The organism is Flavobacterium sp., assembly GCF_017744675.1.
Lineage (GTDB): Bacteria > Bacteroidota > Bacteroidia > Flavobacteriales > Flavobacteriaceae > Flavobacterium.
On record NZ_JAGIAV010000002.1, the window covers coordinates 732140 to 745515 of the forward strand.

General features: G+C 33.9%; 13 protein-coding genes. 9 read left to right on the forward strand and 4 right to left on the reverse strand.

What is annotated here, in order from left to right:
* Positions 1-6: 6 nt before the first annotated feature.
* The 8 genes from J7574_RS08605 (at position 7) to J7574_RS08640 (ending at position 9068) form a co-directional block, all read left to right on the forward strand.
* Positions 7-843 (forward strand): hypothetical protein, encoded by an 837-nt coding sequence (locus J7574_RS08605; RefSeq protein WP_290967038.1) that lies wholly within the window; start codon positions 7-9, stop codon positions 841-843.
* A gap of 73 nt (positions 844-916) precedes the next feature.
* Positions 917-3073 carry a prolyl oligopeptidase family serine peptidase gene (locus tag J7574_RS08610; protein WP_290967040.1) on the forward strand — a complete coding sequence of 719 codons (2157 nt, stop codon included), beginning with the start codon at positions 917-919 and terminating at the stop codon, positions 3071-3073.
* Between the two features lie 198 nt (positions 3074-3271).
* Positions 3272-3772 (forward strand): sigma-70 family RNA polymerase sigma factor, encoded by a 501-nt coding sequence (locus J7574_RS08615; RefSeq protein WP_290967161.1) that lies wholly within the window; start codon positions 3272-3274, stop codon positions 3770-3772.
* Between the two features lie 2 nt (positions 3773-3774).
* Positions 3775-4743, forward strand: coding sequence for a hypothetical protein (locus tag J7574_RS08620; RefSeq protein WP_290967042.1), 969 nt, complete (start codon positions 3775-3777; stop codon positions 4741-4743).
* A gap of 79 nt (positions 4744-4822) precedes the next feature.
* Complete coding sequence (locus tag J7574_RS08625) at positions 4823-7000, forward strand: von Willebrand factor type A domain-containing protein (protein WP_290967044.1); 2178 nt, start codon at positions 4823-4825, stop codon at positions 6998-7000.
* A 52-nt stretch (positions 7001-7052) separates the two neighbouring features.
* Positions 7053-7640: a phospholipid scramblase-related protein gene (locus J7574_RS08630; RefSeq protein ID WP_290967046.1), complete on the forward strand. Its 588-nt coding sequence runs from the start codon at positions 7053-7055 to the stop codon at positions 7638-7640.
* 113 nt (positions 7641-7753) lie between these two features.
* Positions 7754-8470 carry a 3-ketoacyl-ACP reductase gene (locus J7574_RS08635; protein ID WP_290967049.1) on the forward strand — a complete coding sequence of 239 codons (717 nt, stop codon included), beginning with the start codon at positions 7754-7756 and terminating at the stop codon, positions 8468-8470.
* A gap of 94 nt (positions 8471-8564) precedes the next feature.
* Positions 8565-9068 carry a hypothetical protein gene (locus J7574_RS08640; protein ID WP_290967051.1) on the forward strand — a complete coding sequence of 168 codons (504 nt, stop codon included), beginning with the start codon at positions 8565-8567 and terminating at the stop codon, positions 9066-9068.
* Between the two features lie 208 nt (positions 9069-9276).
* Here the strand turns inward: J7574_RS08640 and mtaB are convergent, their stop codons facing one another.
* Positions 9277-10611 (reverse strand): tRNA (N(6)-L-threonylcarbamoyladenosine(37)-C(2))-methylthiotransferase MtaB, encoded by a 1335-nt coding sequence (gene mtaB / locus J7574_RS08645; protein WP_290967053.1) that lies wholly within the window; start codon positions 10609-10611, stop codon positions 9277-9279.
* A gap of 486 nt (positions 10612-11097) precedes the next feature.
* Between mtaB and J7574_RS08650 the strand changes: the two genes are divergently transcribed.
* A complete protein-coding gene (locus J7574_RS08650; RefSeq protein WP_290967055.1) occupies positions 11098-11622 on the forward strand; it encodes a hypothetical protein in 525 nt (174 codons plus the stop codon).
* Between the two features lie 68 nt (positions 11623-11690).
* On the opposite strand, the gene J7574_RS08655 is transcribed toward J7574_RS08650, so the two are convergent.
* The 3 genes from J7574_RS08655 to J7574_RS08665 form a co-directional block, all read right to left on the reverse strand.
* Positions 11691-12221 carry a GNAT family N-acetyltransferase gene (locus tag J7574_RS08655; protein WP_290967058.1) on the reverse strand — a complete coding sequence of 177 codons (531 nt, stop codon included), beginning with the start codon at positions 12219-12221 and terminating at the stop codon, positions 11691-11693.
* A gap of 6 nt (positions 12222-12227) precedes the next feature.
* A complete protein-coding gene (locus J7574_RS08660; RefSeq protein WP_290967061.1) occupies positions 12228-13031 on the reverse strand; it encodes a Cof-type HAD-IIB family hydrolase in 804 nt (267 codons plus the stop codon).
* Between the two features lie 81 nt (positions 13032-13112).
* On the reverse strand, positions 13113-13331 hold the full coding sequence (locus J7574_RS08665; protein ID WP_290967064.1) for a DUF2007 domain-containing protein: 219 nt from the start codon (positions 13329-13331) through the stop codon (positions 13113-13115).
* Positions 13332-13376: the final 45 nt, after the last annotated feature.

Here is a 13376-nt window from a genome sequence, read left to right on the forward strand (position 1 = left end):
AACTTCATGGAAAAATTCACATTAGAAATATTATTTCAAATTATCGGAATCGGTTCTGCATCAGGATTATTTTTCAATAACAATTCACTTTACGTAATTGGCGACAACAGCGGATTTCTGTACGAATACAATATCGAAAACAAACAATTAAACCAACATGCTTTAATTGACAATCCGACGCAAAATATTCCGAAAAACCTAAAACCCGATTTCGAATCTCTAACACATCATAATGATACATTGTATGTTTTTGGCTCTGGTTCAACCGAAAATCGAAACAAAATGATTGAGTTTGATATGAAATCAAAAACCGTTTTACAAAAAAATAATTTAGTCGATCTGTATGCGGTAATGCAGAATTTCAGTGAAATAAAACCAAAAGATTTTAATCTGGAGGGTGCTATTTTTGATGGAGAAAACTGGTATTTATTCAATCGCGGAAATGGCGTAACCAACAAAAACACCATTTTTACGATTCATGCCAAAAATCTCGGAGAAGAATTTGCCTTGATTTCTGTCAATTACAAACTTCCAAAAATAAAAGGCGTTCGCTCCAGTTTTACAGATGCCATTTTGGTCGATGATAAAATCTATTTCCTTTCAACCGCAGAAGACACCAAATCTACTTACGATGACGGCGAAATCTTAGGAAGTTTTATCGGAAGAATCGACGTGAAAACCATGAAAATAGATTTCACCCAAAAAATTACAGCAACCAATAAATTTGAAGGCTTAACTCTTTACAAAAAAGAAAATAATAAAATAGAGTTTTTACTTTGCGAAGACAATGATACAGAGGTTTTAGAAACTAAGATTTATAAATTAACGTTGCCGATTAAATAAATCGTAACATTTTTCTTAAAATTGCGTCTTTTATACCAAAATCAAATAACTTAAGATAACCAATTTTAAAATAATGATCAGAAAAACCGCTTTCGCTCTTTTAGTTTTTATTACAAGTCAAGCCTCACAAGCTCAGTACAAATATCCTACGACTCCTGAACGTCCTGTTGTAGATGACTATTTTGGAACAAAAATCACAGATTCATACAGATGGCTTGAAGACATGAACAATCCTGAAGTTCAAAAATGGTTCAAAGACGAATCGGATTATACCAATTCTATTGTGAAAACAATTTCTGGACGTGATGTTCTTTTTAATAGAATAAAAGAAATTCAAGCTTTGGGTGGAGATCAATACGGATATATTAGACAGGTTGGTGATATTTTCTACTACACAAAAAATAAAAAGCAAGAAAACATATATAAGTTGTATTTCCGTAAAAACAGAAATGGAGCTGAAATTTTACTATTAGATCCAAATACAATTGCTAAAGGTGCAACTATTACCAATTTTAATATTAGTCCTGATAATAAAAAATTAGCTATAACCATATCTGAAGGTGGTGCAGAAGTTTGCGACCTAAAAATTATGGATCTCGAATCGAAAAAATTCCTTTCAGATAAACTTACGCCTGTTTGGAGCGAATTTCCTTTTGAATTTACTCCAGACAGTAAAGCCATAACATATACACAAATGGCTACGAGAGATAATACAAGTGATGATTTTTTGAAGAACATGAAAGCTTTTTTACATGTTATTGGCACTGATCCAAAAACAGATAAAATATTGGCTTCAAAAGAAAACAATCCTGAATTAGGAATTCTAGCTGCACAATTTCCTTATGTTAAATTACCTGATGATTATTCGTATATTATTTTAGATATTGGATCTACAAAAAATGAAGAATTCTCATTTTATGCTCCATTCTCAGAATTAGGAAAATCAAAAATTAATTGGAAACCATTAGTAAAATTTGAAGATGATGTAACAGATAGTCAAATTATTGGTGATAAAGTTTTTTTTCTTACTCATAAAAATGCTCCTAATTACAAACTGGCATATACAAGTCTAAAAAATCCAGATTTTAATAATCCAACGATTCTTGTTCCAGAAAACGATAAAGTTATACGAAGATTAAGAAAGTCTAAAAACTTCATTTTCTATAATTTGAGCGACGGAATCAATCAGGAAGTTTTTCAAGTTAATGCCAAAACTTTAGAAATCAAAAAAATTCCACTTCCAGCGGGTTCTAATGCATCATATCCATTAAGTCCACGTCAAAACGATAACATGATGCTGTTTAACAATGGCTGGGTTACACCTTCTACTGATTATGATTATGACGCCCAAACTGGCAAATTAGAAAAAAGCAAAGAATTAACCGCTAATGGTTCTTTTCCTGACTTTAGCAAAAATTATATTGTAAAAGAAGTAGAAGTACCAAGTCACGATGGCGTAATGGTACCCTTATCTATTATTTATCCTAAAAATATAAAAATGGATAGTTCAACACCCTGCTATATTACAGGATATGGAGCATATGGAATTAGTCAGTATCCTTATTTTGTAGGTCCAAGTTTAATGACACTATTGGAACAAAATACTATTGTTGCATTTGCCCATCCCCGCGGAGGAGGCGAAAAAGGCAATCAATGGCACTTAGATGGGATGAAAGCTAAAAAGCCAAATACTTGGAAAGATTTTATTGCTTGTTCAGAATATTTGGTAAAAGAAAAATATACTTCTAAAGAAAAACTTATTGGAAATGGAGTAAGTATGGGAGGTGTATTAATTGGAAGAGCAATTACAGAACGTCCCGATCTTTATAAAGTAGCACTGGTTGAAGTAGGTTGTACCAATGCAATTCGAATGGAAACTTCTCCAAATGGAGCAAATCAAATTCCAGAGATCGGAACTTTAAAAAATGAAGAAGATGTGAAATATATTTTAGAAATGGATTCGCAAAGCAAAGTGAAGAAAGGCGAAAAATATCCAGCTACTTTCATTCGTACAGGAATTAATGATCCTAGAGTTGCACCATGGGAACCTGGTAAGTTTGCTGCAATATTGCAAAATTATAATAGCTCAGAAAATCCAATTTTGTTACACGTTAACTATGCCAACGGACATCATTCAAGTGACTTAGATGTTACTTACGGTGATGAAGCAGACATGTGGGCATTTGCATTATGGCAGGTTGGAAACACTAAGTTTCAGCTTAAAAAGTAAAATCACAAAATATAATTTCAAAAAATCTGTAGAAGTAACTTAGTCCTTCTACAGATTTTTTTTGCTTTCGCTGAAAAGCAAAAATGATTATTTTTATTTTTTTTTTCACCCCGTTCCAACCTTTTTATCTTTTTCGCTCTCTATATAAGAAAGACAACAATTGTGATAAACGAGACTCAAATAGCAAACTGTAAAAAAATGCACCGCGATGCGCAGCGTGAGGTGTACGAATACATGGCACCGAAGTTGTACCGCCTTTGTAAAAGATATTTAAAAAAGGAAGAAGAAATTGAAGAAGCACTAGCCGATTCGTTCTTCACTATTTTCACCAAACTAGATCAGTTAAAAGAAGCTTATGCTTTTGAAGCTTGGGCAAAAAGAATAACGGTGAATCATTGTTTGGCAACGATTAGAAAAGCGACTAACTTTAATATGTATCTCGACGACGTAAAGCGGATTTCTCAGCCTTCTGTTGATGAATTGAATACGTTGGAAGAAGAAGATCTGCTTAATTTATTAAACCATATTCCAGACGGCTGTAAAACGGTGTTTAACCTTTTTGTTATTGAAGGTTACGGACACAAAGAAATAGCCGAAATGCTAAAGATCTCTGAAGGCACCTCAAAATCACAATTGAATGCTGCTAAGACCAAATTGAAAGAACTGGTTAATAAATTGTATTATCAAAAAGCAAAATAGTCATGGACAATCAAGATAAATTATTCGATAAAATAAAAGAAGCTTCGCAAAAAGCCGAGTTTCAAGACTTTCCAGGAATGGAAAAAGTCTGGGCACGCGTTGAAGAAAAACTGGACAAAAAAGAAGATAAAAAAACAATCGCTTTATGGAAAAAAATTGCCATTGCAGCTTCTCTTCTTTTACTGATTTCTTTGGGATATCAATTTATAAATTCAAATAAGGAAGTTGCAGCAGAAACTCCGAAAGTAGTTTATGAAGAAAAAGAAATCAAGCAAACTCAAGAGCCCGTTTCAGATCAAAAAGTTGCAACTCCTTCTTCAAACTCTGATATAGTTTCTAGCGAAGAAGCTGTTACAATTTTAGAAAAACAGACTAAACATAAAGAGCGAGTAGCTATTCAGGAAACCACACTTCCTCAAGCAGAACCTGCGTTGTCTGCGCCTGCGCCAAAAATTGCAGCAGAAACAGCTATGCCAGCACAAGTTTTATTAAATGATACTTTTGATGAAGAAGATAATATCTCGTCAAAAAAAGAAGTAACGCCAGATATGGGTTATTCCAATTTTTCTGAAAGAGCTTCTGCAAAAGTTGCCTATTCTGCCGCTTCGCCAACACAAAAAGCTAAGAAAAATGCTCCTTTGGTTGTTTTTAACGGAAAAGCAATGGCACATAGCGATGATGCAAAGAAAGACAAAATGATGCAAGAGCAGCTTCCAAATTTACAGCCTGAAAACATGGAGTCTCTTGTAGTTTTGGATGATCCTTTATACATTATTGATGGCATTTATTATTCTGAACAAGATTTATTTGGCAAAAATCCAACGAGTCCATATGCGCCTTTGGACAAACAGGAAATAAAAACGATCACTGTTTTGCAAGATCTCGAAGCTACTTCTAAATATGGCGAACGAGGCAAAAAAGGTGTTGTTATAATCACTACTAAAAACGGAAAACCGGCTTCGAAAAAATAATCGAACCACAACAAAACTTTGTCAAAGCGCAAAACTTTGACAAAGTTAAATCTCAACATTAATTCTAAAACTTATTATCATGAAAAGTCTAAAACTTATTTCATCAGCCATTGCTATGCTTATATGTTTCGTAACCATGGCACAAGAAAGAACCATTTCTGGAATCGTTACAGACGAAAGTAAACAGCCACTTCCAGGAGTAAATATTTTTAATCAGACTTCAAAAGCCAATGCGGCAACTGATTTCGATGGAAAATATAGCATTAAAGCAAAAACAGGAGACACGCTAGTTTTTAGCTTCATTGGATACAAAAATCAAAATCAAAAGGTTCAAAATTCAAATATTATCAATATCAAACTTCTTCCGTACAATCAAAATTTACAAGAAGTTGTAGTAGTAGGTTATGGTTCAAGTGACGCTGAATACAGCAATCGCAGTTACGAACGTGCGGAACGTGCCGAAAGAAGAAAAGCCAAAATGGCAACTGCTTCGGTAGCTATGCAAGGAAAAGTTTCAGGAATTCAAGTTCAAAATAATGTTGGATATCTTGCCAGTCCAAGTACAGCGGTTGTAATTCGCGGAAATGCTTCTGTTTCCCCAAAAAACGAACCAATGTATATTGTAGACGGAGTGCCTGCAAAAGCCAATCAAATGGCCAAAATTAATCCGAATGACATTAAAGATTTAAAGGTTTTAAAAGATGAAGCTGCGACTTCTATTTATGGAAGCAGAGCAGCAAATGGTGTAGTTGTAATTGCCACCAAAAACGAACTTTACAAAAATCTTACTGAAAAAGAATTGGACAAAAAATTAAATATCCTACCAATTCCGACAGAGCCAACTCAAGAAGACTATGACACTTTTGTAGAAAATGCATTCGAAAGTCCGAAAACAGCTCCTCTTTCTACATTTTCTATAGATGTTGACAATGCTTCTTATACTAACATTAGAAGATTTTTAAACAATGGTCAGGAAGTTCCAAAAGATGCAGTGCGTGTAGAAGAAATGGTCAATTTCTTTAAATACACTTATCCACAGCCCAAAAACGAACATCCGTTTTCTATCAATACAGAAGTAAGCGACTCACCTTGGAATGCCAATAATAAAATCTTGAAAATTGGTTTACAAGGAAAAAACATTCCAACAAACGATTTGCCAGCATCAAACCTTGTTTTCTTAATTGACGTTTCGGGTTCAATGAGCGACATGAACAAACTGCCTTTATTGAAACAATCTTTAAAAATTTTGGTTAACGAATTACGAGCAAAAGACAAAGTAGCTATTGTAGTGTATGCTGGCGCGGCAGGACTGGTTTTACCTCCAACTTCTGGCGATGAGAAAAAAACAATTGTGGATGCACTGGATAAATTACAATCTGGCGGAAGCACTGCGGGCGGTGCAGGAATTGAATTGGCGTATAAAATTGCAACGGAAAATTTTATTAAAAGCGGAAATAACAGAGTAATCTTAGCAACAGACGGCGATTTCAACGTTGGAAGTTCTTCTAATACTGATATGGAAAAACTAATTGAAGAGAAAAGAAAAACAGGCGTTTTCTTAACTTGTTTAGGTTACGGAATGGGCAATTACAAAGACAGCAAAATGGAAATCTTGGCCGATAAAGGAAACGGAAATTATGCGTATATCGATAACATTCAGGAAGCAAATCGTTTTTTAGGAAAAGAATTCAAAGGTTCGATGTTTGCTATCGCTAAAGATGTAAAAATTCAGATTGAGTTTAATCCGAAACAAGTTCAAGCGTACCGTTTGATTGGTTATGAAAATAGAAAATTGCGTCCAGAAGATTTTAAAAATGATGCGATTGATGCAGGAGAATTAGGAAGTAATCATACCGTTACGGCTTTATACGAAATTATTCCAGCTGGCGTAAAAAGCGATTATTTAGCCGAACAGCCAGACGAATTGAAATATACTAAAACAGAAACAAGTTCGAATAATTACAGTAGCGAATTGGCAACCATCAAATTCCGCTACAAAAAACCTGACGGAGAAAAAAGCATCGAAATGGTTCAGGTAATCGAAAACAAATCTGTTGCTTTAGAAAAAGCGAGTGATGATATGAAATTTAGTTCTGCCGTAGCGTGGTTCGGATTGAAATTGAGAGATTCTAAATTAATCACCAATAAATCTTCTGAAGAAATTGTAAAATTGGCCAAACAAGGAAATTCAAACGACGGCGAAGGTTATAAGGCAGAGTTTATTCGTTTGGTCGAAACCTCAAAACAGTATAATTAATCCATATTTTATTACATTTGTGGCTTATTTTTCAAAATTATTTTACACACGTATGAATCCTATTTTAAGCCAAAATTTATTTTTAGTAAAAGAACATATCGGGATGTTCAAAGCCGCAAACAACTACGACATTTACGATCCCGAAACCAATCAAATTATTATGAATTGCCGAGAAAACAATCTTGGTTTTTTCACAAAAGTATTTCGATTTACAGATTATAAGAGAGCAACTCCATTTAATATTGAAATTACAACTGCTTCTGGCGAAAAATTAATTACCGTAAGAAGAGGTGTTGCCATCTTTAGATCGACTGTTGAAGTTTTGGACGAAAAAGATCGTTTGGTTGGAACTTTCAAACAAAAGTTTTTCTCAATTGGAGGAAGATTTGAAATTTTAGATAAAAACGAAAAACCAGTGGCTACACTTCAAGGAAAATGGACAGGCTGGGATTTTAAATTCTCTCATGAAAACAAACAATTGGCCCAAGTAAGTAAAAAATGGGCTGGATTAGGAAAAGAGTTTTTTACAAGTGCAGACAATTATGTATTGAAAATTGAAGAAGCCGTTGCAGCTGATAGTCCGTTGAGACAATTGATTTTAGGAGCTGTAATGTGCATAGACATGGTTCTGAAAGAATAGCAGAAAGTTGTTAAACTTAGATTAAGAATACTTTTAAAGCATCATTTTAGTTTTCAAAAGCTTATTTTTGTAAGACTTATAATGATGCTTTCTGCATTTCTAAAAACATAATCATGACCGACTTAAAAAATAAAAATGCCTTTATTACGGGCGCAGGAAAAGGAATAGGAAAAGCCGTAGCAATCGCTTTGGCAAAAGAAGGTGTAAACCTGATTTTGGTTTCAAGAACTTTAAAAGATGTAGAACAATTGGCAGACGAAGCTTCTAACTTAGGTGTAAAAGCTTTGGCTTTAAGTGCTGATGTTTCTGATATTAATTCGATCAATAAAGCCGCTGAAAAAGCTTTGGCCGAATTTAAACACATTGATATCTTAATCAATAGTGCTGGAATTGCTTCTTTTGGAAAATTCTTAGAATTAGAGCCTGAAGCTTGGGAAAGAATTATTCAGGTGAATTTAATGGGTACGTATTTCACCACTCGCGCTATAATTCCAAATATGATCGAAAGACAAACTGGAGACATTATTAATATTTCGTCAACTGCTGGATTAAACGGAAACGCTTTGACAAGTGCTTACAGCGCATCTAAATTTGCCGTTTTAGGTCTAACCGATTCTTTAATGCAGGAAATGAGAAAACACAATATTCGTGTTACGGCTTTAACGCCAAGTACAGTGGCAACCGATATGGCAAAAGACTTAAACTTAACTGACGGAAACCCAGAAAAAGTCATGCAGTCTGAAGATATGGCAGATTTAATCATTGCCCAATTAAAACTAAACCGAAGAGTGTTTATTAAAAACAGCAGTATTTGGTCTACTAATCCTTAAAAATAAATAAATTCCAATACTTAAATTCCAAATTCCAATTGCACTTGACATTGGAATTTGGAATTTAAGTATTGGAATTTAAAAAAAACATATGATGGAACAATATTTAAGACAATTGGTCGAAATAGAATTTCAGGATAAAAAACAGATTTTCTCCGGATTTCTTATTGATTATTCTGACGAATGGATTTTGCTTCGAAATAATCCAGTAGATTTTGTTTTGGATGGTTTTGTTATTTTGAGAAATAAAAACATTGAAGCCGTAAATCGAGATCACGATTTAGCTTTTACTGAAAAAGTCATTCGTTTAAAAGGTTTAAAAATAAATTCTGATGATATTATTCCGATCAAAGATCTGAATTCGATCATTAAGTTTATTTCGGAGAAATACGGCATTTTTCAAATCGCAAAAAAATCATCAAAATCTGCTTATTTAGGAAAATTAATTGGATTGACTGATGAAGAACTAACCATCGATTTCTTAGATACTCGAGGCCAGTTTGGAGGAGAATTAACTTTTAATCCCGAAAAAATCAGAGTTATAGAATTTGATACCGATTACATTAATTCTTTGAAATTGGTGGTTGGAGACAATTGATTTTATTTATACCGCAGAGATACACTAAGGTTTCGCAGAGATGCACAAAGAATTTTAATAACAACAAAACAGCTCTTTTTAATTAAAAAGAGCTGTTTTGTTGTTAATCTTTATGTAAGACGCACTGCAGTGCGCCTCTACGATATTGCAAATTTTAAATTAACTTTGCGAACCTCTGCGAAATTTTGTGAATCTCTGAGAAATAATCTTAAACGGCAGCAAGCTTATTCAAAAACTCAATTCGAACGCTTCCGTCTTCATCGATTTTTGTCAAGTTGATTTCTTGCAAAGTATTTACCAATTCAGGATTCCAAGGTGTTTTTACTTTTACGTAGTTTTCTGTAAATCCGTGAATGTAACCTTCTTTATTTTCTCCTTCAAAAAGAACAGTTCTGTTTGTTCCTAATTGGCTTTCGTAAAACGCACGACGTTTTTTAACCGATAAGCCACGAAGCATTTTACTGCGTTTTGCTCTTACATTTGAAGGAACAACGCCTGGCATATCTGCCGCTTCTGTATTATCTCTTTCCGAATAGGTAAACACGTGCAAATACGAAATATCCAATTCGTTTAAGAAATGATACGTTTCTAAAAAGTGTTCGTCAGTCTCTCCAGGAAAACCAACAATTACATCAACACCAATACACGCGTGTGGCATTACTTCGCGAATTTTACTTACTCGTTCTGTATAAACTTCACGCAAATAACGACGTTTCATTAATTTCAAAATATCGTTGCTTCCAGATTGTAGCGGAATATGAAAATGCGGTACAAAAGTTCGGCTTTTAGAAACAAACTCTATGGTTTCGTTTTTCAACAAATTGGGTTCGATTGAAGAAATTCTCAAACGCTCAATTCCTTCTACTTTGTCTAAGGCTTGAACTAAATCTAGAAAAGTATGTTCGTGTTTTTTATTTCCGAACTCCCCTTTTCCGTAATCGCCAATATTTACACCAGTCAAAACAATTTCTCGAATATTTTGAGCTGAAATTTCTTTAGCATTTTTTAGCACATTTTCTAAAGCATCACTTCTAGAAATTCCTCTTGCTAGCGGAATCGTGCAATAGGTACATTTATAATCGCAACCGTCCTGAACTTTTAAGAAAGCACGCGTACGATCTCCGATAGAATAACTTCCCACGTAGAAATCGGCTTCTGCAATTTCGCACGAGTGAACTTCACCCATATCATTTTTGCTCAAATCATGAATATAATCGGTGATTTTGAATTTTTCTGTCGCTCCCAAAACCAAATCAACACCATCAACTGCGGCTAATTCTTCAGGTTTTAATTGTGCATAACAGCCAACAGCCGCAACAAAAGCCTTATCATTCAGCTTCATTGCTTTCTTTACTACCTGCTTAAACTGCTTATCTGCATTTTCTGTTACAGAGCAAGTATTAATTACATAAATATCTGCTATTTCTTCAAAATCGACGCGGTCAAAACCTTCGTCATTAAAATTTCTGGCAATTGTAGAAGTCTCTGAAAAATTCAGTTTACAACCCAGCGTATAAAAGGCAACTTTCTTTCTGTTTTCCATAATTTGTCTTAAATTAATGAAATCGTTGTCAAAAAATTTAAGGCTGCAAATTTACAAACAATATTCATCAAAAGAAAGCAATTAATGCACTTCGAATCAATAATTTGCACGAATGTTAATTTAGAAACATTCAAAAGTTAATCTTTTTTATTTTATTTTTATAAAAAAATGAGGCAATGATTGCTCACATGTGGCATTGAAATAAGAATAAAATGACAAAATAATCGACTAAATGCAAATTTTATCGATTAAATACAATTTTTATAGTTTTAAATTCAAAATTTCTTACATTTACCATTGTTATGAATTCAGTTGGCATTAAATTCATATTAAAGAAATTTAGTAAGCTTTAATTAATTTAATAATAATTCGGCCATAACAATTTTGAATTTTACTCGTTATGTTGTTGTTTTGTGTTACAAAATGAAATGGGAAAGCCGAAAACCAAAGAGAGTAGGCAAAATTAAAATACAAATACCACGCTTTATGAAAGCATTTTTACCCACAATCTGCTTGATTTTCTTAACCGTATTTAGTTCGCAAGCGCAAACTAATGCTCCAGCCGCAAATGCAAATCCATTTCCTACTATTAGCACTTTGACGACTTGGGCAAGCTTAAACTCACAACAGCAATTTGATGTTGCTATTCGTGCAGTTGGGTTCAAGTTTGAAGTTAAAGAGCCAGGTGAAGGATCTACAGCTTACACCTACATTCGTAAAGTAACTGTTAATGAAGTAAACTATACGGATAGAATTGTATACAGAATTACAAATAACAATTCTGCAAGTATCATTTCTTTAGTAACAGCTTCTACTGACTTGGTTAGTTTATACACACCACAATTGGCAAGCTTTAAAAACAACAACTGTAAAACAGAAATGTCTAAAGACAAAAACACAACTTGCAGCTGTTACGAAAGTGCAAATTTTGCGATCGATCTTTGCGACGAGCGTGTAAAATTAACTATGGGTGACGGAAATAAATATTTTGTTTCTGTAGCTAAAAAATAATATTTAACTCTGATTTGTTTCCAAATCTTTACTGACTTTTAAGTATGTAAAGATTTGGAACACATTTCTTAGTTAGAGTTTGGATTTTTAAGTTCGTACCAAACTTCTAATTCTTCTTGATATTCGAAAGAATTCACAAAACGAAAACCTAATTTCTCTAGTATTTTTCTTGAATTTTCGTTTCCTGCATCTGCATAAGCATACAGCACTTCTACTTTCATTTTATTAAAGGCGTGATTAATAAAAGTTTTTCCAGCTTCAGTTGCATACCCTTTTCCCCAATGTTTCTCGATAAAACGATATCCTAACTCGTAAAAGTTTTTGTGGCTATTGATTTCGTCTGTAATAAACTTAATTCCAGACCAGCCCAAAAATTCATTCGTTTCTTTTAAAACAACAGCCCAGCGGCCTGTGCCAAAATCTTTGTATTGTTTTTGAACAAACTTAATGTATTCAATACTTTCTTCGATATGTTTCACAGGTTTATTGCCAAGAAACAGATGCACATTCGGATTGGAATCCAATTCAAACATTCCTTCTGCATCAGAAAGTTCTAATTCTCTTAAAAGCAAACGTTCAGTTTCAATTGGATTTTTCATTTTCATTTAGTTTAAAATATAACGTGTAACCACCTCAGCAACGCCATCATCATTATTTGAAGCCACAATTAAATCGGCCTTGTCACGCAATTCGGGCGTTACGTTATCAACCCAAACTCCTAAACCTGCATATTCTATCATAGTCAAGTCGTTTCCTGCGTTTCCAACAGCGATAATTTCACTTTGATGAATTCCGAGCTGTTCAGCCAAAAGTCTCAAACTTGCCGCTTTATCAATGCCTTGCTGTGCTGCTTCTAAGAAAAACGGTTTAGACATCGAAACGCTTAAATGTGGCATAGCATCCTTTAAATCTTTTTCCAACGTTTTCAAATAAGCTGGATCTTGCAATAAAATGCATTTCACTGCTGGCCTGTCTACATAATCTTTAAAGCTTGAAACTTTATGATGCGCCATTCCAGTAATTTCTTTTTCTATCTCGATAAATTCAGAATCCGTTTCGCTAATGATTTGATCATCCAAATACGTAATGATATGTGCCTTTTTTTCTACACTATAATCGTATAAGGCATGAATTTGCTCAACCGTCAGCTTTTGTTCAAACAAAATAAAATCGTCTTTCACACGGCTAATTATAGCTCCATTGAACGAAAGCATATACGAATCGTTTTTATCCAATTCCAGCTCTTTTGCATAAGCCGTCATTGCTGTAGTTGGTCTTCCAGAAGCCAAAACCACGTAAACACCTTTTGCCTGAGCTTCTAATATTACTTTTTTATTTAAATCTGATATTCTATGATCGTCTGTCAACAAGGTGTCATCCATGTCGAGCACTAACATTTTGTATTGCATATTTTTAGTTTTCAGTCGCAGTTCTCAGTTTCAATTTACAGCGCAGAGACTGAATACTGAAACTGAATACTGAACACTTTTTTAAAGGCTCATTCTAAATTCTTCTATAACCGGATTGGCTTTTGCGAAATCTGTTTCTTGTATAAATACTTCAACTGCCAAATCTGTTTGCCCAAAACCTCCCAAACGTGCCGATTGAATATTATCTTTTTTTACTGTTTCAACTCCTGCTTCTTCCAATCTTTCTTTCAAAGCAATTGCTAACACTTCGCTTCCCGAAAATACTTTCATTAATCCCATAATATTCTATTTTGTTATTAAGTTTTTAGTCTCAGTTGCAGTTTT

What these genes read in the sequence shown, in the direction of transcription:
- J7574_RS08665 (WP_290967064.1), bottom strand. Translation starts at nt 13,331, where the DNA reads ATGGGATTAATGAAAGTATTTTCGGGAAGCGAAGTGTTAGCAATTGCT.
- J7574_RS08650 (WP_290967055.1), top strand. Translation starts at nt 11,098, where the DNA reads ATGAAAGCATTTTTACCCACAATCTGCTTGATTTTCTTAACCGTATTT.
- J7574_RS08625 (WP_290967044.1), top strand. Translation starts at nt 4,823, where the DNA reads ATGAAAAGTCTAAAACTTATTTCATCAGCCATTGCTATGCTTATATGT.
- J7574_RS08620 (WP_290967042.1), top strand. Translation starts at nt 3,775, where the DNA reads ATGGACAATCAAGATAAATTATTCGATAAAATAAAAGAAGCTTCGCAA.
- J7574_RS08660 (WP_290967061.1), bottom strand. Translation starts at nt 13,031, where the DNA reads ATGCAATACAAAATGTTAGTGCTCGACATGGATGACACCTTGTTGACA.
- mtaB (WP_290967053.1), bottom strand. Translation starts at nt 10,611, where the DNA reads ATGGAAAACAGAAAGAAAGTTGCCTTTTATACGCTGGGTTGTAAACTG.
- J7574_RS08640 (WP_290967051.1), top strand. Translation starts at nt 8,565, where the DNA reads ATGGAACAATATTTAAGACAATTGGTCGAAATAGAATTTCAGGATAAA.
- J7574_RS08610 (WP_290967040.1), top strand. Translation starts at nt 917, where the DNA reads ATGATCAGAAAAACCGCTTTCGCTCTTTTAGTTTTTATTACAAGTCAA.
- J7574_RS08655 (WP_290967058.1), bottom strand. Translation starts at nt 12,221, where the DNA reads ATGAAAAATCCAATTGAAACTGAACGTTTGCTTTTAAGAGAATTAGAA.
- J7574_RS08605 (WP_290967038.1), top strand. Translation starts at nt 7, where the DNA reads ATGGAAAAATTCACATTAGAAATATTATTTCAAATTATCGGAATCGGT.
- J7574_RS08630 (WP_290967046.1), top strand. Translation starts at nt 7,053, where the DNA reads ATGAATCCTATTTTAAGCCAAAATTTATTTTTAGTAAAAGAACATATC.
- J7574_RS08635 (WP_290967049.1), top strand. Translation starts at nt 7,754, where the DNA reads ATGACCGACTTAAAAAATAAAAATGCCTTTATTACGGGCGCAGGAAAA.
- J7574_RS08615 (WP_290967161.1), top strand. Translation starts at nt 3,272, where the DNA reads ATGCACCGCGATGCGCAGCGTGAGGTGTACGAATACATGGCACCGAAG.